Below are 21,277 nucleotides of genomic sequence, written 5' to 3'. Positions count from 1 at the left end.
TGGCGAAGGCGCCGCAGGTTCCGGGCGCGCCGCCGCCGTTCCGGGACGTGAAGGCGGACTTCTGGGCCGCGGACGCCATCGCGAGCCTCAAGCGGGCCGGCTGGATCGACGGCATGACGGCGGAGCGCTTTGAGCCGGAACGGTTGATCACACGTGCGGAGGCCGCCGCGCTGGTTGACCGCTACATGGCGGATGCCGCAACGCCGAAGAAAACGGCCCTTGAACCGCCATCATCCGGCAAGACTTCCACCGGCAAGTAAGCAAGTCTTTTATACCCGCGAAAGAGCCGTCCGAACGCATGCGGTCCGGACGGCTCTTTTTCATGCGCCCCCGTCGGCGGATGTCCGCTTGTGAGTTTAAGGAAGAGCAACCGCTTGGAGCAATTCCTTCTCCGCCACGACGTACTGCATGGCAGCCGTTTGCGCCTGCCACAGGAAAGCTTGGGACGGGTTCTTCTTGTATTCCTCAAGCGACGCTACGGCCGTATTCAAGGAATTGTTCATTTTGGGCAGCGCCTTCTTCCCCGCTTCGCCCAGACCGTCGCTGACCGCGGCAGCCGTCTGAGACCAGCTTTGATGCGTCGACTTGATCAACTGCAGCGCTTTGTCGTCAAGCGCTTCCGGCTTGGCGCCGGCCACATGGGCGATCGTTTGCGCCGCAATGAGCTTCACAAGCTTATCCCCTTGCGTTATATAATTGGAAAATACATCCACTTGCTTGCCGTTCCATTTGACTTTCGTCACCGCTGGCAAATCGAGTGTTTTGACAATCACCTCGATGTTTTTTTGCTGATAGGCTTGCGACAGCCCTAAGACTTCGTCCCGGGTTCCGGCCATTCCCACATAGACCGGGTGCTTGTCTCCCCCTTCTACCGCTCCCGCCAACCCTTTCTTCCGAAAATCTGCGGCTGCGGCCTCCGCTCCCTGCGCGCTGCTGAATACCCCGCCTTGCAGAACGGCATATGATTTCGCCGGGATCTGCACCGCCACGCCGATAGCAGAACCGCTCACCGGAGCTGCCGAATCCGCACCGCCCGGCTTGGCCGACGCCTCTCCTGTGGAAACTGTCCCACCGGCCCCGGCTCCCTTCGTGCCTTGCTGGGCTGTCGTCGTACCGCCTGGAGGCGTTGTTTTGCCGGAATCCGTCCCGCCCGAAAACATCGACAAGACCAAGAAGCCAAATGCGACGCCCGTTACAACCGCACCGGCAACCGAAGCTGTAATCCGAATCCAAGAGCCGTTGCCCGAGGTTCTTCTGAAATAGGCCGATTCCTCCTGGGTATAAGGCCGGTGCGTTCGCTCCATGCCGCCGGTCGGATCCGGCCGCTCGACATAGCCCGTTTCCGGATCGAACGACCGGCCGACGCCCGTTTCGCGAATCAATTGTTCCACGCGGTGCGTCTCGGTCTCAAAGGAGCTCTGCCAACCGCCGAAATCGGTCGTATATTCGTTAAGCGCAGGTCCGGTCCACAGCGGTCCTCTTATTTTTCCGGTCTCTACCTGAGGCTTGTCCCGTTTGTCCGGTTCCTCGCGGTTTTCGTCAGCCCGCTGCTCCACAACGGTATATTCTTCCGATCGAAGGGGGATGACCTGCGGCCCGCTCCCCGTTTCCTGCCGTTCTTGCCGCTGCCCGTCCTTGTGGAAACGAAACGTCATCTTGGTCTTGTTCATTGCGCCAACTCTCCCTTGTCCCATATTCGTATTACTAGACTATGAGAATCGGTCCGCAAATAGAACGTCGCACGCAAAAAACCCCCGGCTTCGCGCTCAAAAAGAACGGTGTTCCAGAGGTTTCTTGTTTCTTACTGCTAAGCCAAGCGTTCCGTCAATGCCTCGGCAAGACCGGCCGCCGCTTTCCATATGTCTCCCGCGCCCATCGTAATCACCAAATCTCCAGGGCGCACCGACTTCAGCAAGTAGGTCTGCACCTGCTCCTTGGTCGGGACGTAACGCACGTTGGCGTTGCTGTTCTGACGAATCAGCTCGACGAGCTTCGCGGAATCGATACCTTCGATCTGTTTCTCGCCCGCCGGCGAATAGATGTCGGTAATGATCACTTCGTCCGCCTCGGGAAACGCGCGGCTGAACTGCTCGAACAAAAAGAACGTCCGCGTGTAGCGCTGAGGCTGAAATACGGCGACAATCCGTTTGCCGGTCGCCTTGGCCGCTTGAATCGTCGCTTCGATTTCGGTCGGATGGTGCGCGTAATCGTCGATCACCAGAATATCGTCGACTTCTCCGAGCACCTGGAAACGCCGCTTGGCTCCCCGAAACTCGGTAATCGCTTCCGCGATCCGCTCGAAAGGAAGTCCCGCTTCCATGCAAGTAATCAGCGTAGCGAGCGCATTGTAGACGTTATGCTTGCCCGGTACAGACAGATGAATCGTTCCGAGCGCCTCGACGCCGCGCATCACATCGAAAGATACTTTACGGTCGCCAAGAACGATGTTCCGAGCCGTAAAATCCGCTTCCGCTTCGATCGCATACGTGAGGACCTCGCTATTCACACTGGAGATCATCTCTTTCAAGTATTGGTCGTCCAAGCAAACGACGGCCTTGCCGTCCTCTTTCACCTGGCTCAAAAACTGCGCATAGGCTTTTTTCAAATTTTCAAAATTGCCGTCGTAGTTTTCCAGATGATCCGCTTCAATATTATTCACCAACGCAATGGCAGGCTGGTACTGCAAGAACGAACCGTCGCTCTCGTCCGCTTCCGCGACGACCCAATCGCCTTTGCCCGCCTTGGCGTTGCTTCCCACGTTCATAATTTCCCCGCCGATGATGAAGGTCGGGTCCAAGCTGCAGCGCTCAAGTACGAGCGCGATCATCGACGACGTGGTCGTCTTTCCGTGCGCACCCGCAACCGCGATGCCTTTTTTGGCGTTCATCAGTCTCGCCAGCATTTGCGAACGGTGCAGCATCGGAATATTCAGTTCCTCCGCCGCCACCATTTCGACATTATCCTTGGCCAAAGCCGTGGAATATACGACGACGTCCGCGCCTTTCACATTTTGCGCCTCGTGCCCGATGAACACTTGCGCCCCTTTGGCCGCAAGCTTCTCCGTCAGCTCCTGCTGCGCCAAATCGGATCCCGAAACTTGGTAGCCCATTTCCAGCATCACCTTGGCAATGGCACTCATGCCGTAGCCGCCGATGCCGATAAAATGGATATGCTCCGATGTATTCACGCCTGCGTTCACCAGCCTTTTTCAGAATCGGATTGATGCTTGATCCAGGAACGGACGTCCCCTATTAAATATAACGTGCCGGAGACGACAGCCAGGTCGTCCTGTGCCGTCATATGTTTAAGCCGCTCCAGCCCCGTCTTCCAATCGGGTTCCACGATCACTTCCACGTCGTGCCTCCCGCACTCCGCCAGAAGCGACTTGGCCAGTCCGGCCAGATCTTCGGCAGCGGCCTTTTTCAGCCAATTCGGCTCGGTTAGGATAAGCGTATCCACTATTGGTAGTATATGCCTCAAATAGCCCGTATGATTCTTGTTCGTCAGCATTCCCATCATAAAATGGAGCCTATTGTACGAATACGTTCCCTTCAGGGCAGCGGCAAGCGACTCAGCCCCCTCGGGGTTGTGCGCGCCGTCGATCAGAATGCGCGGCTCCTGCGATACCATCTCCAGCCGCCCCGGCCACTGTGCCGATTTCATGGCGCGAAGCAAATCCTCGTCTTCCACAATCAGCGCATAATATTGCCGCAGCACCTCAAGCGTCATTAACGCCACCGCCGCGTTTTTCAACTGGTGCGGGCCGTTCATGGAGATGGCAACGTCCGGAATGTCCCGGAACGTGCCGGTAAACCGAAACGTCTGCTCGTTTTCCTTGGTCGAGATCGTTTCATAACGGAACTCCCGGCCCAGCAAATAAAGCGTGCTGTTCTTGGCCTTTGCCGCTTCCTCGACGACCCGGACAACTTCCGGCTGCTCCACGGCGCTTACGACCGGGACGCCCGCCTTAATAATGGCCGCTTTCTCGGCCGCGATTTTCTCCAGCGTATCGCCAAGAAACTCCATATGGTCATGACCGATATTCGTAATGACGGAGACAAGCGGCGTCACGATATTCGTCGAATCCAACCGTCCGCCTAGCCCCGTTTCCCAGACGACGAAGTCGGGATAAGCGGTGCGGGCAAAATATTCGATCGCAATCACGGTCGAGATCTCGAACATCGACGGCTGCCCAAACTCCTCCGCAACCTGATCGACGATCGGCTTGATTTTATTGGTCACCTTCAGCAGGTCTTCGTCCGGGATATTGACCCCATTGAGCCGAATGCGCTCGTTGTAGCTTTCAATGTACGGAGAAGTAAATGTTCCCACGTCATAACCGCATGTGCGGATCACTTCGGTCAAATACGCGCAAACCGATCCCTTGCCGTTCGTACCGGCGACATGAATAAACTTAAGACGCCGGTGAGGATGGTCGAGCAGCTCCATGAGCCGCTCCATCCGCTCCAGTCCCGGCTTGATTCCCGCCAGAGGAATAAACCGGACAACCCAGTCGATCGCTTCCCGGGCCGTCCGGAACGGCCCTTCGTTAACGCTTAGCTGTGCTTCGCTCATGGTGGTTCATCCTCTCAGTTCGGCCAGCCGTGCCGACACTTTATCCCGTTTGTCCGCATAATCGGCGAGCTTGGCTTTCTCCTCGTCGATGACTTTGGCCGGCGCTTTGGCAACGAACCCTTGGTTTGCCAGCTTCTTCTCGATCCGGTCCACTTCGCCGTGCAGCGTAGTAAGCTCTTTTTCCAGACGCGCTATTTCCTGGGTAATGTCGATGAGCCCCGCAAGCGGTAAGAACAGCTCCGCCCCGGTCACGATGCCCGTCATCGCTTTTTCCGGCGTTGCGAGCCCAAGCTCAATGGAAAGCGCGGATGTGTTGCAGAAACGCCGCACGTATTCTTCGTTGCGCTTCAGAATTGCCAGCGCCTCTTCGCCGGCCGGCTTCACGAGCAGCTCGACCTTTTTGCTCATCGGCACGTTCACTTCCGCACGAATATTGCGCACCGTCCGGATGGTATCCATCAGCAGCTCCATCTCGCGCACCGCATCCTCCGCTTCAAAGCGCGCCTCGAAGGTCGGCCATGCCGCAAGCGTAATCGTCTCCCCTTCATGAGGCAGATGCTGCCAGATTTCTTCGCTGATAAACGGCATGAACGGGTGAAGCAAGCGCTGCGTGCGATCCAGCACATAAGCCAGAACGGATTTCGTCGTTTTCTTCGCCGCTTCGTCGCTGCCGTACAAGGACAGCTTGCTGAATTCGATGTACCAGTCGCACAGATCGTCCCAAATGAAATTGTACAACAGTCGTCCGGTTTCGCCGAATTCATACGTATCGATCAGTCGGGTCACTTCACGGACGGTTTCGTTCAAGCGGTGCAAAATCCAACGGTCGGCTGTACCAAGCTCACCGCTCAGATCGATATCCGACGCCTGGAAATCGCCCAGATTCATCAAGACGAAGCGCGAAGCGTTCCAAATCTTATTGGCAAAGTTGCGCGCCTGCTCGACTTTCTCCCAGCGGAAGCGGAGATCCTGCCCCGGCGTGGAGCCGGTGGAAATCATAAACCGCATGGCATCGGCGCCGTACTTTTCGATCACCTCAAGCGGATCGACGCCGTTGCCGAGCGACTTGGACATTTTGCGCCCTTCCGCATCGCGGACGAGCCCGTGAATCAGCACGTCTTTGAACGGAATTTGGTCCGTATATTCGAGCCCGCTGAAAATCATCCGCGTCACCCAGAAAAAAATGATATCGTAGCCCGTCACGAGCAGATCGGTCGGGTAATAACGCTTCAGATCTTCCGTTTGCTCCGGCCAGCCGAGCGTAGAGAACGGCCACAGCGCGGAGCTGAACCAAGTGTCCAGCACGTCGTTATCCTGGGTCAGATGCGTGCCGCCGCAATGCGGACAAACGGAAGCGTCCTCGCGGGAAACAATCATTTCGCCGCAATCGCCGCAGTACCAGGCCGGAATGCGGTGTCCCCACCACAGCTGACGGGAAATGCACCAGTCGCGAATGTTTTCGATCCAATGCAAATAAATTTTTTCGAAGCGGTCCGGGACGAAGTTCGCGCCTTGACCCGACTTCTGCGCTTCGATCGCGCGCTCGGCGAGCGGCTTCATTTTAACAAACCATTGCGTGGACAAGTACGGCTCCACCACGGCGCCGCTGCGCTCGCTGTGTCCGACCTGATGCACATGGTCCTCAATTTTGATCAGCACGCCGAGCTCTTTCATGTCCGCCACAATCTGCTTGCGGCAGTCGAAGCGGTCCATACCTTGATACTTGCCGGCATTTTCGTTCATTTTGCCGGATTCGTCCATCACAAGCACCTGCGGAAGATCGTGACGTTTGCCTACCTCGAAGTCGTTCGGGTCGTGCGCCGGAGTAATTTTCACCGCGCCGCTGCCGAATTCCTTCTCGACATATTCGTCGCCGACGATCGGAATTTCACGGCCGATGATCGGAAGCACTAGCGTTTTGCCGATCAGGTGCTTATAGCGTTCATCCTCAGGATGCACCGCGACGGCCGTATCCCCGAGCATCGTTTCCGGACGGGTGGTCGCCACGACGATGAATTCCTCACTGTCCTTCACCGGATATTTCAAATGATAGAGAGCGCCCTGCACCTCTTTGTATTCGACTTCGATGTCGGAAAGGGCCGTGCGGGCGGCCGGGTCCCAGTTGATGATATATTTGCCGCGGTAAATCAGCCCTTTTTCGTACAAGCGGACGAACACTTCGCGAACCGCCTTGGACAGCCCTTCGTCCAGCGTAAAACGTTCGCGGGAATAGTCAAGCGAGAAGCCCATTTTGGCCCATTGCTCGCGGATCGTCTCTGCGTAATGCTCCTTCCACTCCCACACTTTTTCCAGAAACTTCTCACGGCCGAGATCATACCGTGTCACGCCTTCCTCGCGGAGCTTCTGCTCCACCTTCGTCTGCGTTGCGATACCCGCATGGTCGGAGCCGGGCAGCCACAGAGCGTCGTAGCCCTGCATCCGTTTGGTGCGCGCCATAATATCCTGAAGCGTAAAATCGAGCGCATGGCCGATATGCAGCATACCGGTAACGTTCGGAGGCGGGATAACCATCGTATATGGCTTCGCATCCTGACGCTGCCCGGCTTTAAAGTATTGTCCCTTGAGCCAGTAGTCGTACCACTTTTTCTCGGCTTCCTTCGGATCGTAGGTTGTCGGCATAGCCGTTTCCGGCGCCGCTTGTTTGGTTTCTTCCATCACTGCAACCTCCAAGTACTCATAATTGTAGTTTGTTTTAAGTTTTCAGCCTTACCGTACCATCGGAGAAATATCACCTGCAGGAGCGCAGCGATCTCCTTTGAATTCCGGCCTCCGGAAACCGAAGAAATATTTCTACGCCGGAAAAATGGCGACAAACAAATAAAAGCCTTCCGCCGCAAAGGACGAAAGGCTCTCGCTTCCGTGGTACCACCTTTATTCCGCCCGTGCTCCGAGAAGCTGGAGGCTTCCCTTCATCCGTGCGGCACTCGAACAGATAACGGCTGTAACCGGCCGAATCTAGAGCTTCCGCTTTCAATTCGACAACTCCGGGGCGACTTCGACAGGTACGTCCTGCGGAACCTTCCAGCTCTTGCTGGCTCCGCTCTCTGAAGGGTTCGCTGTCTACTATTCCCTTTCCGCGTTTTTGCTTGCATCTATGCGTACTATGATAAACAATAGTCAGGACAGAGTCAATACAAGTATAACCAAAAAAACCCCCAGTCAAGCCTGTTTTGGCTCGGCCGAGGGAATTTTTGTAAAAATGGTTTCATTTCGGGATATACACGATCTGTCCTTCGGATACATCATTATCTCCGAGGCGGTTGTAAAGCGCGATTTCACGAGGGTTCAGATCGTAGCGCTTAGCGATGGATTCCAACGTCTCTTCCTTTTGCACGATGCACAGCCGAAGCCTTTTGAAACCCTGCTCTTCGCCTTTGGAAGTGAGCAGCAGGTTTTTCCATTCCACCTTCTCCGCCACGGACTCCGGTTCTTCCCCGATCGTTTCTTCCGGATCGCGCTTTTCCTTTTGGGAAGAGCCGAGGCTAAACAAGTTGGACAGTCCGAACGATTTGTAAAGCGGTGCGGGCGCCGAAAGCGGCTCGGGCGATTTTTTGCTGCCGACGCCTACCTTCAGATCTTTATCCGTCGCCGCGGTCGGGTTAAGCTCCCCGAAGGATTGGGCGGTCGGAGCTTCTTGCGTTTTTTGCGCTTCCTGTGGCTTTAAAGTCTCCGGACCTTTCGTCGGTTCTGGAACAGACAGCGGAGCTGGAGTTACATTCGACAAAGGCTGCGGTATATTCTGCTGCGCCTCTTGCTGCACGTTCGGCGCTGGCTGCGGGATGTTCTGCTGCGCCTCTTGCTGCATGATCGGCGCAGACTGCGGCACATTCTGCTGGGCCGCCTGAAACACATTCGGTGCAGGCTGCGGCACGCTCTGCGCCTGCGGCCCAGCAGGCAACTTGTTCGGCGGCTCCACCCTCTCGCTTCGCATCTCCCAAGATTCCGTTTCAGCCGGAGGTTGGTCCGCCGAATCGAAAAAGCTGGAAACGTCCCCGAATGCCTCATCCTTCGCCTCCACAAGAGGAACCGTATGCGGGTCGCGGGCTTCGTGAACGAACACCACTTCGTTTTCCGTTTCCCGCCAAGCCTCATGGTCCGCATCCGACACGAGCTCCAGACCGGCGAGCGACAGTACTCCCGTAATGTTCAAGCTCCGGGATGACAGCAGATCGATGTCAAAATTTTCGATTTCGACCGCGATATCCTCCATCCGCTGAACCCGGTTCATCGGCAGCGTAATCTCTACCGGTATCAGGTGCTCCAACGTTTGATCGCTGCGGCCCAACTCATCGATAAAGGTCCCGGTCAAAAACAGATTGCCGCGAAGCAGGGCTTGGTCCCCTTGCGGAATGACCTGAATGTGGGGAACAAGCTCCACCCCCTCCAAATCTTGAATGCCGATCGCCCCTTCGGACAAATGCACACGCTCGTAAATGTCGAAGCGTAATCCGTTATGCTGCGTCGTCAATGTAAATCCTCCCTCCGTAATTCCTGCCTTTTCCACAGAATCCCGCATCGGCTCCGGCGAGTTCGAAATTCTGATATAACCATAAAAAGAAAGATGGCCCTATGCCTTCGTCTCTACAATTTATATGGCTTCAGGGGAAGGAGCATGACTACTATTTTTTCAATCGCTCATTCAGCGCAACAAAGTCCGGGGGCCACGGGGACTGCACTTCGATGCTTTCGCCGATCAACGGATGGGGAAACGTCAGCCGCTCGCCGTGCAGCGCCTGTCTGTCCATGCCCTCGCTCCGCCCGCCGTACAGCGTGTCGCCGATCAACGGATGCCCAAGATAGCTTAGATGAACGCGGATTTGATGCGTCCGTCCGGTTTCGAGCCGCAGCCGCACAAGTGTCGCGGAACGATAAGACTCCACAACCTCGTAATGGGTAACGGCCCGCTCGCCCCCGGGAGAGACGCGCCGGCGCGTCGCGTGATGCCGATCCCTGCCGATAGGCGCATCCACACGGCCGCGGTCCGGCTGGAGACGCCCGTGCACTAGGGCCACATAGGTACGCTCGACCTTTTTCTCCCGCATCGCTTCGTCCAATCGGACCTGCGCCCATGGACACTTGGCCATCAGTACCGGACCGGTCGTATCTTCGTCAAGCCGGTGAATGTGCCGGGGCCGGCACGACTGCCCCGTCGACTCCAGATGCCAGCCGACCGCATGAAGCAGCGTTCCGCCCTCCGACTCCCCGGTCGGATGCACCTTCATCCCGGCTGGCTTATCCGCCACGAGGCAAAAGTCGTCTTCGAACAATACTTCTATCCCCGTCCATTCCGGCATATATTGCAGCGATTCCTCGGGGAACAGCCGCAGCAAAATGCGGCGTCCCTGAATTTCGACGCCCGAGGCGTTCCAAAGCTTCTTCAGCGTCCGCTCGTCAATCGCATCCGGCAGAAACGCCTTCACCTCCTCCAAAGTCGAAGGCTCGGCGCTTGCCGTCCATTCCAACCACTGGCCTTTGCGGCGCCATGCGGTCATGGCAGCCTCTTGGATTGGCCCGCAACGGATGCCGCCCGTTTCTTCCGGCGTCCCCATTGCAGCCATGCCGTCAGAACGATTCCTGCAAACAAAATGAAAAACACGCCCGCCACAACGATCAATTCGAGCGTGGTACCGAATAGACTGTACCGATTTAACATGAGCGCTTCCTCCAATATATAGCTTATGGTCATTCTACCAATCCTCCGCGACGAACGCAAAGCGGTTACAATGCCAATTCCGCCGGATCTTACAATCTAGCGAAAGTTGTTAAATCTTCTTTTCGTATGATAGAATAGCATAGGAAAAAAGCAAAAAAAATTCGACACGAAATGCCTTAATTTACGCATGGGAGAGGTTAAAACATTGAGCAGGGCTCTGCAAGCGATACGACATTGGAGTAGTTGGAAAAAGGCGCTTTTTTATTTCACGGTGTTGACTTTTTTAACATCCAGCTTTTTATTTCTGACCCCGCCGGGAGGCCAGATCAGGGAGTGGCTCGCGGAAACGGTCATTACGACGCAGCACCGGAGCTGGGCATGGATTTTCGTCGGTGCGGAGCAGCGCGATTTGATGGTCAAGCGATTGCAGGACTTCAACGAGGAAGCTGCACGCGAAAAGCAGGACAGCAGCTTGATCAAAATTCGCAATCATCAGGGCAAAGCCCGTTCGATCGATGAACTGGTTAAGGTCGAAGATATATCAGGAAAGTTTTGGCAGGGCAAGAAGATGTACGTCTATGATCCAAAGACGATCCGTGTCATGACGCCTCCCAAATCCGGCGAAGGCGAGAAAATCACCTCGATGGTCAAACGCACAGGAGCCGTGGCCGGCGTCAATGGCGGCGGCTTCGACGATCCGGAAGGTCTCGGGAACGGATTTGCGGCGTTCGGCGCCATTATCTCCGGCGGCGAGGTCATTTATACGGATCAGGACGGCAGCATTCCGCAGCACATCGTCGGCTTTACGAAGGAAGGGATTCTCGTCGTCGGAAAATACAATATTTTCGAACTGCGCGAGATGGGCATCTCGGACGCCGTCTCATTCCACCCGCGTCTGATCGCCAACGGCAAGCCGCTGATCACAAGCGGCGACGGCGGCTGGGGCCGCGGACCACGAACAGCTGTCGGACAAAAAGCGGACGGCACCGTCATATTCATCGTCATCGACGGACGACAGGCACACAGCGTAGGCGCTACGCTCAAGGAAGTGCAGGACCTTCTGCTGGAGGAAGGCTGCGTCAATGCAGGCAACCTGGACGGAGGCGCTTCGTCCGAACTCGTTGTTGACGGGGAGCTGCTTACCAAGCCATCGAGCCGTTATGGCGAGCGCAGATTGCCTAACGCGTTCCTGGTCTACGACGATCCTACGTCGGTTAAAGCGGACCGGGTATGGGATGGCCTCGACAAAATCGATGCGGGCGGCTCTTACGACCACCCCGACTACTTGCGCGAGCAGGCCGAAAAACGGGCCAAACAGCCGCAAAACCCGGCACCGCCTACCAAGACGGATACGGACAAGACGAAGACGAAAACCGATACAAAGCCGGAAACAAACAAGCCAGCTACGGGTAAATCGGAAGCGAACGAAACGGGCAAGACGGGTACGGAGAAAGGCGAGAGCGTAAAAATCGGAGGCACTGGAACCAAAGAGCCGGGCGGCGAGAAATCGACGGTTCCCGGAACCGGAAATAATTCCGGTTCCGGTACTGGAGCAGCAGATCACGGCAAACCGGACGGCGGTCAGGGCAATACGCCGCCGACGGGCGCGGGCAGCGGGTCGGCAACGCCGAACGGCGGCACTTCCAGCCAGGGAGGAACCAGCGGCAGCGGAGCTGCCGGCTCCGGTTCTTCCCAAGGCACCGGTACGGCAGGAGGAGGCGGGAACGGTTCTACGGGAACCGCTCCGAACTCCTCTGCCGGAGCCCCGGCCCCGGGAACCGGTAACGGTACACCGGCCAAGACGACCGAGAAACCGGCTGAGACGACTGCACCGCCGACGCCACCCCCTCAGCAAAATCAAACGCCTAACCAACCGGCCTCAGGTACAACCGTACCGCCAGCCAAAACACCATGACGTTTACATACATCTGTAGCAGCAAAACAAACGGACGGCACGTTCCCCTCCTTCGGGAGTGGACATGCCGTCCGTTTTTTACATTATAGCTGTTTGAGCGCTTGATGATGCGCCTCGATCGTCGCCTCGATATCATCGTCGGAGTGCGCCGCCGAAACGAACATGCCTTCGAACTGGGAAGGCGGAATGCTGACGCCGTAGTCGAGCAGCAAGCCAAAATAGCGGTTGAACTTGTTCAAATCCGATTGTTTGGCCGTTTCGTAATTGGTTACCTGTTGGTCGGTAAAGAACGGGCAGACCATGGAGCCGATCCGGTTGATCGTAATCGGAACGCCCAGCTCGCGGGCATTTTGGAGCATTCCCGCTTCCAGACGGGCGGACTTGCGCTCCAGCTCTTCATATACGCCGGGTGCTCCCAGCAGCTTAAGCGTCGCATACCCCGCAGCCATCGCTAGCGGATTACCGGATAACGTTCCGGCCTGATAAATCGGGCCTGACGGGGCGATCCGTTCCATAATCTCCCGTTTGCCTCCATATGCCCCAACCGGCAGCCCACCGCCGATAACTTTACCCAGACAGGTAAGATCCGGGGTAATGCCAAACCTTCCTTGCGCACTGTTCAAGCCCACGCGGAAGCCGGTCATAACCTCGTCAAAGATCAGCAGACTGTCGTAGGAAGACGTGATCTCCCGCAATCCTTCCAAGAAGCCCGGAAGCGGCGGTACGACGCCCATATTTCCGGCAACCGGCTCCACAATAACGGCAGCAATGTCTTGGCCGAAATGCTCGAAAGCCATCCGTACCGAATCCAGATCGTTGTACGGCACTGTAATCGTGTTGGCCGCTACGCTTTCGGGTACGCCAGGGCTGTCCGGCAATCCAAGGGTGGCCACCCCGGACCCTGCTTTGATCAGCAGCGAGTCCGCATGACCGTGGTAGCATCCTTCGAACTTGAGGATTTTATTCCTTCCCGTATAGCCACGGGCAAGCCTGAGAGCGCTCATCGTCGCTTCCGTCCCGGAGCTAACCATCCGGACAAGCTCGATGGATGGCATTCTTTCGATCACCAGCTTCGCCATCTCGGTTTCCAGTTCCGTCGGCGCGCCGAAGCTCGTGCCGAGCTCTGCGGTCCGTTTTATCGCATCGACGACCTCCGGGTGGGCATGTCCCATAATGAGCGGGCCCCACGAGCCGATGTAATCGATAAATTCGTTACCGTCGATGTCGAAGACGTGCGAGCCGCTCCCTTTCTGCATATAAAGGGGAGTCAAGCCAACCGATTTAAACGCGCGAACCGGACTGTTGACTCCGCCCGGAATCACTTGCTTCGCTTCCTCGAACGCCTGCGCCGAACGCGCATCGGAACGTTTTCGCTGATCGTTCATCCATCCCACTCCTAACCTATTTTGAGGATACCTGCAGCCGTTCCGTCATTTCCTTGGCCGCTTCCTTGCCTTGACGAATACAGTCCGGCAGTCCGACGCCATGAAACGCGCCTCCGGTGATCAGCACGCTTGGCATTTTGTCCGCCAAACGCTGCCGTACCCCGCGAATAAGGTCCAAATGACCTACCGGATACTGCGGCATGGAATGCATCAGCTTCGTCATTTCCGTAAACAAAGGCTCCGCCGTAATCCCCATGACTTCCTTCAAATCGTGCCGTACCGCGCGGATGATCTCATCCTCCGACATGTCCTGCCAACGTTCGTCGCCGGAACGCCCGATATAGCAGCGCATCAGCACTTTGCCGCTCGGCGCGGTGTGCAGCCACTTTTTGGACGTCCATGTACATGCGGTAATGAAACGTCCTTCCCGTCTCGGGACGAGGAAGCCCGAACCGTCAAGCTCGCGTCCAAGCTCTTTCTCGTCAAAGGCGAGAATCACGTTGGCAACGGACACGTACTCGATCCGGTCCAGCTCTTTGACCTCAGGGACCGTCGAGCCGAGCAGCTTGGAGATGCCGTGAGCCGGCAGCGCCACGATCACCCCGTCCGCTTCCTCTACCGAACCGTCTTCGCGGATCACGCGGTATACGTCGTCGGCCCGCTCGATCCGGGCCACTCCGCACTGCTTGACGAACCGCACGTTGTCGAGCGCATCGATTAAGCCGTGAACGATCGTTTCAAGCCCTTCCTTATAGGAAAGAAACATCGTATTGCGCGCCACCTCGGGAAGCGTGCGGCTTTCTTCGCCGCCTGTCTTGCGGTTCTTCATCATGCCGAGGATCAAGCTGCGATGCTTCTGCTCAATCGCATGAAATTGCGGGAAGGTCGCCCGCAAGCTCAAATTGTACGTATTGCCGGCATAAATGCCCGCCAGCAGCGGCTCGGCGATCTGACCGAGCACTTCTACGCCTAGCCGGCGCTCCAGGAAATGCCCGAGCGATTCGTCCTCGGGTGATGTCCGCTTCGGCAGCACCAAATCCATGGCCGCCCTGAGCTTGCCTCCCAACGACAGCAGTCCCGTGCGCATGAACGGCCCCATTTGGGTCGGTATGCCGAGCATCAGGCCGGGAGGCATCCGGTGCAGCTTGCCGCCGGACAAAATATACGTTTTCCGGGAGTCCGGATTCATGCCGGTCAATTGATCCTCTAGGCCTAATTCGCGAGTCAGCTCGACCATCGGAAGCTTGCGGGCCAGAAACGAATCCGGCCCCTTCTCAATGACGAACCCGTCGCGCTTCAGCGTTTGAATTTTGCCGCCGAACGATTCGCCCTTTTCCATGATGGTTATTTTCAAGGGCGCCCCGGACTGCTCAGCGCTTTGTTTTAAATAAAAAGCGGCGCTCAAGCCCGTAATCCCGCCGCCAACGATAACCACATGTTTCGGACTTCGGTTCTCCTCCATCGTCTCAATCCCTCTCGGTTTGCGCGTAAACGACGTCGCTTAACGTTTCCATATACAGCGGATCGGTATTGAGCGAGCGGGTGCGTTCCAGCCGCAGTCCGAGCTCCCGTGCCGTCTTCTGCGCTTCAATATCGAGATCGTACAGCACTTCCAGATGATCGGATACAAACCCGATCGGACAAATCAGCACATGCTCCGCCTGCTTCTCTTTCTTCACGGTATGCAGGACGTCGAGAATATCGGGCCCCAGCCAAGGCACGCCGGTTTGTCCGGCGCTTTGCCATCCGAACTGCCAATGGGTAATGCCGCATCGCTCGGCTATCGCTTTGGACGTTTCCAATAGCTGATCGGGATACGGGTCTTTCATTTCAAGAATTTTTTCAGGCAGGCTGTGTGCCGTAAAAATCACTTTGACCGCGTCCTTCGCCACGCCTTCGAACCGGTTTAAGCCTTCCTCCACCCGCTGCACAAGCGCTTCGATCAGCGCCGGATGAAGATGATAGCTCTTCACGAAACGTATCGAAAGCCCAAGCGAATCCGCCTTCTCCTGCGCGCGCTTGATGTAGCCGCCTACGCTCATGACCGAATAATGCGGCGCCAGCACGACGCCGACGGCTTCCGTTATCCCATCCTGCACCATCCGCTCCACGCCGTCCTCAATGAACGGAGACGCGTGCTTCAGCCCTTGATAGCATACGAACGTCGTGTCCGGGTATTTCTCGTTCAGCCGGGCTTCCAGCGCCTGCACCTGCTTATCCGTATTTTCTCGAAGCGGGAAAAAGCCTCCCACAATCGCTTCGTAGCGATCGGTCAAATCCTTGAGCTGCTCCGGGGTCGGAGGATTCCCGCGACGAATATGCGTATAATAAGCTTCCACTTGATCGAGGCTTTCCGGCGTTCCGTAAGACATGACCAGAACACCGATCCGTTTTTGCTGCGTAACGCTCATGCTATACACCGCTTTCCTGTTTCGTCCAGCCTTGCGCTTTCAGAGCTTGACGAGAGTAGTCGTGAATGAAATCCGTCAGTTCTTTCAGCTTCTCCAGCGACGCTTCCGGGAACAGTCCGTGACCCAGATTGAAAATATAGCCCGGTTCCTGGATGCCCTCGTCGATAATCGCTTTGGCTTGCGCCTGAATGACGGACATCGGAGCGGTCAATACGTACGGATCGAGATTGCCTTGCACCGCATAGAACGAGCCCACTCTTCTGCGGCCCTCCGAGATCGACACACGCCAATCGAGACCGATGACATCGGCGTCAATGCCTTGCAGATAAGGAAGCAATTCGCCGGAGCTGACGCCCGGGAAATAAATTTTCGGCTGTTCCAGATGCTTCAGTTCCGCAAAAATACGGCGGATCGTCGGCAGAACGTACGTTTTAAAATCTACCGGGGACAACGCGCCGACCCAGCTGTCGAAAAGCTGCACCGCTTTCGCCCCGGCGGCAATCTGCGCTTTCAGATAAGCGATCACCATATCGCCAAGCTTATCCATCAGCTTGAACCATACCTCCGGCTCTCCGTACATTAAGCCTTTCGTGCGGATATAGCTTTTGGACGGCCGGCCTTCGATCAGGTAGCTCGCAATCGTAAACGGCGCGCCGGCGAACGTAATCAGCGGCACCTTCAGCTCGGCCGCCAAAATCTCAATTGTCCGCAAAATATGCGGCAAATCCTGCTCCACCTGGATCGGCTTCAGCTTGTTCACATCCGCCGCCGAGCGGATCGGGTTGTCGATGACCGGACCGACATTTTTGACGATATCAAAATCGATGCCAATGGAAGCGACCGGATTCATAATGTCCGAATATAAAATCGCCGCGTCTACGCCCAGCTTTTTGACCGGCATCAAGGTGACCTCGGCCGCCAGCTCCGGCTGCTTGCAAATTTCCAGCAGGCTGTATTTCTCTTTAATTTTCCGGTATTCGGGGTCGTAACGGCCGGCTTGACGCATATACCATACGGGCAGCGTTTCGACAGACTGTTTCCGACAAGCTCGAATAAACGTATCGTTATAACTCATTGGTGCAACCTCTTTTCCGTAAACTCCCATAGTCTACTTCCCATTATGCCCTATTTGAAACCAGGTAACAACGTGTGTCAGGCTACAGTTTCCGACAAAAGTTTGACAGTGCCGCTATGCAAAAGACCGCTCCGCTCCGGGAGAAACGCCGGATAGCGGAACGGTCTTCATCATCATCGCATACCGCGGCCGCAGTTAGTTCCGGAGCCAGCGAGCGATATCTTTGGCAAAATAAGTAATGATCATGTCGGCGCCGGCCCGCTTAAATCCGGTCATCGTCTCCATAACGATCGATTTCTCGTCGACCCAGCCCTGCATGGCGGCAGCTTTCACCAAGGAGTATTCCCCACTCACATTATAGACCACGAGCGGCAGATTGAACTTTTCGCGGAGCGCGCGAACAACGTCCATATACGCCAGAGCCGGCTTGACCATCAGCATATCCGCGCCTTCGGCTACGTCGGATTCCGCTTCGCGCAGCGCTTCCCGCACGTTGGCCGGATCCATTTGGTACGTTTTGCGGTCGCCGAACTGCGGCGTGGAATGTGCCGCTTCGCGGAACGGACCGTAGAACGACGACGCATACTTCACGGAGTACGACATGATCGGCACCTGCTCGTAGCCAGCTTCGTCAAGTCCTTGACGGATCGCGTAGACGAAGCCGTCCATCATGTTCGACGGCGCGATAATGTCGGCGCCGGCTTCTGCCTGTGAAACCGCCGTTTTGACCAACAGGTCCAGCGACGCATCGTTCAGCACCTCGGCGCGGCCTTTCGCCTCGTCGTAATGAACGACGCCGCAGTGGCCGTGGTCCATGAACTGGCATAGGCAAGTATCGGCAACAATAAGCAGCTCCGGAGCCCATGTTTTGATTAAGCGCGACGCTTGTTGAACGATGCCGTTCGGATCGTAGGCCGAGCTGGCATGCGCATCTTTCTCGTGCGGAACGCCGAAGAGCACAATGGCCGGCAAGCCCAGCTCGACGATTTCGCGGATTTCCTCTTCAAGCCGGTCCAGCGAGAAATGGTAAACGCCCGGCATCGAGCTGATTTCTTCTTTAATATTCGTTCCGTGCGTCACAAATATCGGATAGAGCAAGTCGTCCAGCGTAACGGTATGCTCCCGTACCAAATTCCGAAGCGCAGCCGAGCTGCGCAAACGCCGGTTTCGAACAAGTGGAAAACTCATGGTTTATTCCTCCTTCTCGTATAAGCACTGAACCAGGGAAGCAACGGTCGCTTCCTTGGCCAAATAATCGACCTGAAGTCCCGCTTCCTGCGCGGTAGACGCCGTTCTCGGACCGATACAAGCGATTCTGCACCCTTGCAGCAGCTTGAGCGGTTCCGTCTCGCCAAGCTCCTGCAGAGCGCGCAGCAGATTCGTAACCGTCGACGAGCTGGTAAAAGTAACGATGTGCAGCATGTTTTGCTTCAGCAGCTCGACAATCTCGGAGCCGCCCTCGGTATCCAGTACCGTTTCGTAGATATCGATTTTGGTGACGTTCAAGCCGCGCTCCTGCAATTGTTCGGGCAAGTACGCTCTGGCGATATCCGCCGTCGCAAGCAGCACGTTCTGCCCTGGACGAAGCTCGGGGGCGATGGCGTCCAGCAAAGCGTCCCCGTCGAATTCCGAAGGGACAACCTCCGCCAGCAATCCGTACTGCGCTAGAGCAGCCGCCGTCTTCGGACCGACCGCCGCCAAGCGGGCATTGCCTAATGCCCGAATATCGAGCCGCAGCTCCCGCAGCCGCTCCATAAAAAATTCGACGCCGTTCGCGCTCGTGAACAGGACCCAATCGAATGTGGAAAGGCGATTAAGCGCCTCGTCCCGCGCTGCCTGCGCTTCCGGACGGGAAGGCGGCCGGGTGCGGATCACCGGGAATTCCACGGCTTCCCCGCCAAGCTCGTCGATTTGCAAGGACAGCTCGCTCGCCTGACTGCGTGCGCGGGTAACCAGAATGCGCCGGCCGAACAAAGGCTTGGTTTCGAACCAGGCCAGCTTGTCGCGCAGCTTGACCACTTCGCCGACAATCGTGACGGCCGGGGATTGGAAGCCTGCGGCTTTTACCTTGTCGGCAATATCCGATAACGTCCCCGTTAGCGTCTCCTGCTCCATCCAAGTGCCCCATCGGATGAGGGCGACCGGCGTTTGCGGCGATTTCCCTCCGCGGATCAGCTCCGTGGAGATCTGCTCCAGATTGGCGACACCCATCAAAAAGATCAACGTGCCGGAGGCTTGCGCCAAGTTATCCCAATTCACTTGGGAGTATGTTTTATTCTTATATTCATGACCGGTTACGATCGAAAAGGACGAAGTAAAATCGCGGTGCGTCACCGGGATGCCTGCATAAGCGGGGACGGCGATCGCGGACGTGATGCCAGGCACGATCTCGAAGCGGATTCCGTGCTCCGCGAGCAGCTCCGCTTCTTCGCCTACACGCCCGAATACGCTCGGATCTCCGCCTTTGAGCCGGGTCACCGTTTTTCCTTGCAGCGCCAAATCGACGAGCAGGCGGCTGATCTCTTCCTGCTTCATCATATGTTTGTCCGGCAGTTTGCCGACAAAAATTTTCTCTGCCCCAGCCTTCATATGTTTGAGCAGACGGGGGCTGGCCAGCCGGTCATAGACAACTACGTCGGCCCGCTGAATCGCTTCGAGACCTCTTAGCGTAATCAGCTTCGGATCTCCCGGTCCGGCACCGACAAGATAAACGACACCCTTGTTCACAACCGCTTCTCCCCTATTCTTCAGCTAATGCAAGCAGTTCGGCAGCACCTTTCGCAATTAACGCTTCCGCCAATTGCAGACCCAATTGCTGCGGGTTATTTCCGGTCATCGTCTCTTTCAGCACCTGCTTGCCGTCCGGCGATCCGACCATGCCGGTCAGTACAATTGACGGCCCGCTTTCTTCGGTCAAATGCGCGTGAGCGCCGATCGGCACTTGGCAGCCGCCGTTCAAACGGCCCAAGAAACTGCGCTCCGCGGCAACGGCAACGGCCGTCGGTTCGTGCTTGTACTTGGATAACAAGTCGAGCACGAATTCATTATCGCCGCGGCATTCGATGCATAATGCGCCTTGTCCGACCGCCGGCAGGCACAGCTCCGGCGGCAGGTAAGCGCTGATGCGGTCCTGCCAGCCGATCCGGTGCAGTCCGGCGGCGGCGAGCAGGATCGCATCAAAGCCTTCCGTTTCCAGCTTGCGCAGCCGCGAGTCGATATTGCCGCGGATCGACTCAATCTGCAAGTCGGGGCGGTAATGCTGCAGTTGGGAAGCACGGCGCAGGCTGCTGGTTCCAACCTTGGCGCCCTGGGGCAAGTCGTCGAGCCCGCGGCCGTCCCGCGTGATCAAGCAGTCGCGCGGATCTTCCCGCAGAGGAACGGCGCCGACCACAAGTCCCTCAGGCAGCTCGAAGGGCATATCCTTCATGCTGTGTACTGCGAGATCGATTTCGCCGTCAAGCAGCGCCTGCTCGATTTCTTTCACGAACAGGCCTTTGCCGCCGACTTTCGAAAGAGTGACATCCAGTATGCGGTCGCCCTTGGTGACGATTTTTTTTAGCTCGAATTCGGCTTCGATGCCGTGCTGCTTGCAAAGCTCGCGCAGGTGATCGATCACCTGTCCGGTTTGTGTCAAAGCAAGCGCGCTTTGTCTGGTGCCTACTACGATGGTGCGCATGCGTGAGTCAACCCCTTATCTTCTCCCTGTAAAGCCGGAAGTGCTGTATTCACTATGTACCACTGTACTCATTCATATCCCAAATGTCGTGCCTCTACACGCAGCCAGTCGCCGATCGCTTCGATGCCTCCGGGCGTCGGATCTTGCAGCACTCTGCGCGCCAGCTCGGCGCGCAGATCCGCCGGATCGACACGGCCGCTTCGCAGCAGCGGCAGCAGCTCCCACTCCAGCATGCCGCGGAACAGCTCCTGCCTCTGTCCCGTTTCCGGGACGGCCAGCTGTACGATGCCGCGCAGCGCGTGGAGCAGCTCTACGTACGGCGCATACTCTTCGCCGAACGCTTCCTCCAGCCTGCGGCGCAGCGCCGCGGCCAGTCCAGGGCTTGCGCCTGCGGTGGACACCGCAAGCGTCAACCGTCCCCGCCTTACCGCGGCCGGGACGAGAAAACCGCCGCCGGCCCCGTCGTCGGCCGCGTTCGCGAACTTGCCGAGCGCCTCGGCCTCGGCACAGACCTGCGCGTTCACCGACGCATCGTCGGTGGCCGCGAACACCAGCCGCGCCTCGGC

Annotated in this window: 17 protein-coding genes and 1 other annotated feature; of the genes, 2 read left to right on the top strand and 15 right to left on the bottom strand. The window is 57.0% G+C overall.

Annotation, left to right across the window (positions count from 1 at the left end; all coding sequences use genetic code 11):
• Window positions 1-260: S-layer homology domain-containing protein (locus PEL01S_RS32995; RefSeq protein ID WP_164824359.1), on the top strand; the 260-nt coding region annotated here is incomplete at its 5' end.
• Window positions 261-356: 96 nt separating this feature from the next.
• Here the strand turns inward: PEL01S_RS32995 and PEL01S_RS32990 are convergent.
• The 7 genes from PEL01S_RS32990 to PEL01S_RS32960 form a co-directional block, all read right to left on the bottom strand.
• Window positions 357-1,670, bottom strand: coding sequence for a hypothetical protein (locus tag PEL01S_RS32990; protein WP_127463198.1), 1,314 nt, complete (start codon window positions 1,668-1,670; stop codon window positions 357-359).
• Between the two features lie 137 nt (window positions 1,671-1,807).
• On the bottom strand, window positions 1,808-3,187 hold the full coding sequence (gene murC, locus PEL01S_RS32985; RefSeq protein WP_127463197.1) for a UDP-N-acetylmuramate--L-alanine ligase: 1,380 nt from the start codon (window positions 3,185-3,187) through the stop codon (window positions 1,808-1,810).
• Window positions 3,188-3,195: 8 nt separating this feature from the next.
• Complete coding sequence (locus tag PEL01S_RS32980; protein ID WP_127463196.1) at window positions 3,196-4,575, bottom strand: bifunctional folylpolyglutamate synthase/dihydrofolate synthase; 1,380 nt, start codon at window positions 4,573-4,575, stop codon at window positions 3,196-3,198.
• A 6-nt stretch (window positions 4,576-4,581) separates the two neighbouring features.
• Window positions 4,582-7,251 carry a valine--tRNA ligase gene (locus PEL01S_RS32975; RefSeq protein ID WP_063185164.1) on the bottom strand — a complete coding sequence of 890 codons (2,670 nt, stop codon included), beginning with the start codon at window positions 7,249-7,251 and terminating at the stop codon, window positions 4,582-4,584.
• Between the two features lie 178 nt (window positions 7,252-7,429).
• Window positions 7,430-7,682: a binding site (T-box leader), on the bottom strand.
• 119 nt (window positions 7,683-7,801) lie between these two features.
• Window positions 7,802-9,064 carry a LysM peptidoglycan-binding domain-containing protein gene (locus PEL01S_RS32970; RefSeq protein ID WP_063185162.1) on the bottom strand — a complete coding sequence of 421 codons (1,263 nt, stop codon included), beginning with the start codon at window positions 9,062-9,064 and terminating at the stop codon, window positions 7,802-7,804.
• Window positions 9,065-9,215: 151 nt separating this feature from the next.
• Entirely contained in the window at window positions 9,216-10,088 is an 873-nt protein-coding gene (locus tag PEL01S_RS32965; RefSeq protein ID WP_063185160.1) for an RluA family pseudouridine synthase, read from the bottom strand.
• Window positions 10,085-10,282, bottom strand: a complete 198-nt coding sequence (locus PEL01S_RS32960; protein WP_127463195.1) for a hypothetical protein — start codon at window positions 10,280-10,282, stop codon at window positions 10,085-10,087. The genes PEL01S_RS32965 and PEL01S_RS32960 overlap by 4 nt, the downstream gene beginning before the upstream one ends.
• Window positions 10,283-10,520: 238 nt before the next feature.
• On the opposite strand from PEL01S_RS32960, the gene PEL01S_RS32955 reads away from it, so the two are divergent.
• Entirely contained in the window at window positions 10,521-12,164 is a 1,644-nt protein-coding gene (locus PEL01S_RS32955; protein ID WP_127463194.1) for a phosphodiester glycosidase family protein, read from the top strand.
• 83 nt (window positions 12,165-12,247) lie between these two features.
• Here PEL01S_RS32955 and hemL read toward each other — a convergent pair whose 3' ends face one another.
• From hemL to PEL01S_RS32915, 8 genes are all read right to left on the bottom strand, one after another.
• A complete protein-coding gene (hemL, locus tag PEL01S_RS32950; protein WP_127463193.1) occupies window positions 12,248-13,549 on the bottom strand; it encodes a glutamate-1-semialdehyde 2,1-aminomutase in 1,302 nt (433 codons plus the stop codon).
• Between the two features lie 16 nt (window positions 13,550-13,565).
• Window positions 13,566-15,011 (bottom strand): protoporphyrinogen oxidase, encoded by a 1,446-nt coding sequence (gene hemG / locus PEL01S_RS32945; RefSeq protein WP_127463192.1) that lies wholly within the window; start codon window positions 15,009-15,011, stop codon window positions 13,566-13,568.
• A gap of 4 nt (window positions 15,012-15,015) precedes the next feature.
• Window positions 15,016-15,960: a ferrochelatase gene (hemH, locus tag PEL01S_RS32940; protein ID WP_063185154.1), complete on the bottom strand. Its 945-nt coding sequence runs from the start codon at window positions 15,958-15,960 to the stop codon at window positions 15,016-15,018.
• Between the two features lies 1 nt (window position 15,961).
• The gene (gene hemE, locus PEL01S_RS32935; protein WP_063185152.1) at window positions 15,962-17,035 is read right to left on the bottom strand and encodes a uroporphyrinogen decarboxylase; all 1,074 of its coding nucleotides are present in this window, start codon (window positions 17,033-17,035) and stop codon (window positions 15,962-15,964) included.
• A gap of 195 nt (window positions 17,036-17,230) precedes the next feature.
• Window positions 17,231-18,223, bottom strand: a complete 993-nt coding sequence (gene hemB / locus PEL01S_RS32930) for a porphobilinogen synthase (RefSeq protein WP_063185150.1) — start codon at window positions 18,221-18,223, stop codon at window positions 17,231-17,233.
• Between the two features lie 3 nt (window positions 18,224-18,226).
• Window positions 18,227-19,762: a uroporphyrinogen-III C-methyltransferase gene (cobA, locus tag PEL01S_RS32925; protein ID WP_127463191.1), complete on the bottom strand. Its 1,536-nt coding sequence runs from the start codon at window positions 19,760-19,762 to the stop codon at window positions 18,227-18,229.
• 13 nt (window positions 19,763-19,775) lie between these two features.
• The gene (gene hemC / locus PEL01S_RS32920) at window positions 19,776-20,711 is read right to left on the bottom strand and encodes a hydroxymethylbilane synthase (protein ID WP_127463190.1); all 936 of its coding nucleotides are present in this window, start codon (window positions 20,709-20,711) and stop codon (window positions 19,776-19,778) included.
• Between the two features lie 68 nt (window positions 20,712-20,779).
• On the bottom strand, window positions 20,780-21,277 hold a 498-nt coding region (locus tag PEL01S_RS32915; RefSeq protein WP_304363378.1), incomplete at its 5' end, for a precorrin-2 dehydrogenase/sirohydrochlorin ferrochelatase family protein.

The sequence above is a fragment of the Paenibacillus elgii NBRC 100335 genome (genome assembly GCF_004000865.1).
GTDB lineage: Bacteria > Bacillota > Bacilli > Paenibacillales > NBRC-103111 > Paenibacillus_G > Paenibacillus_G elgii.
Note: the sequence above shows the minus strand (reverse complement) of the source record. Positions and strands in the feature narration are given on the sequence as shown.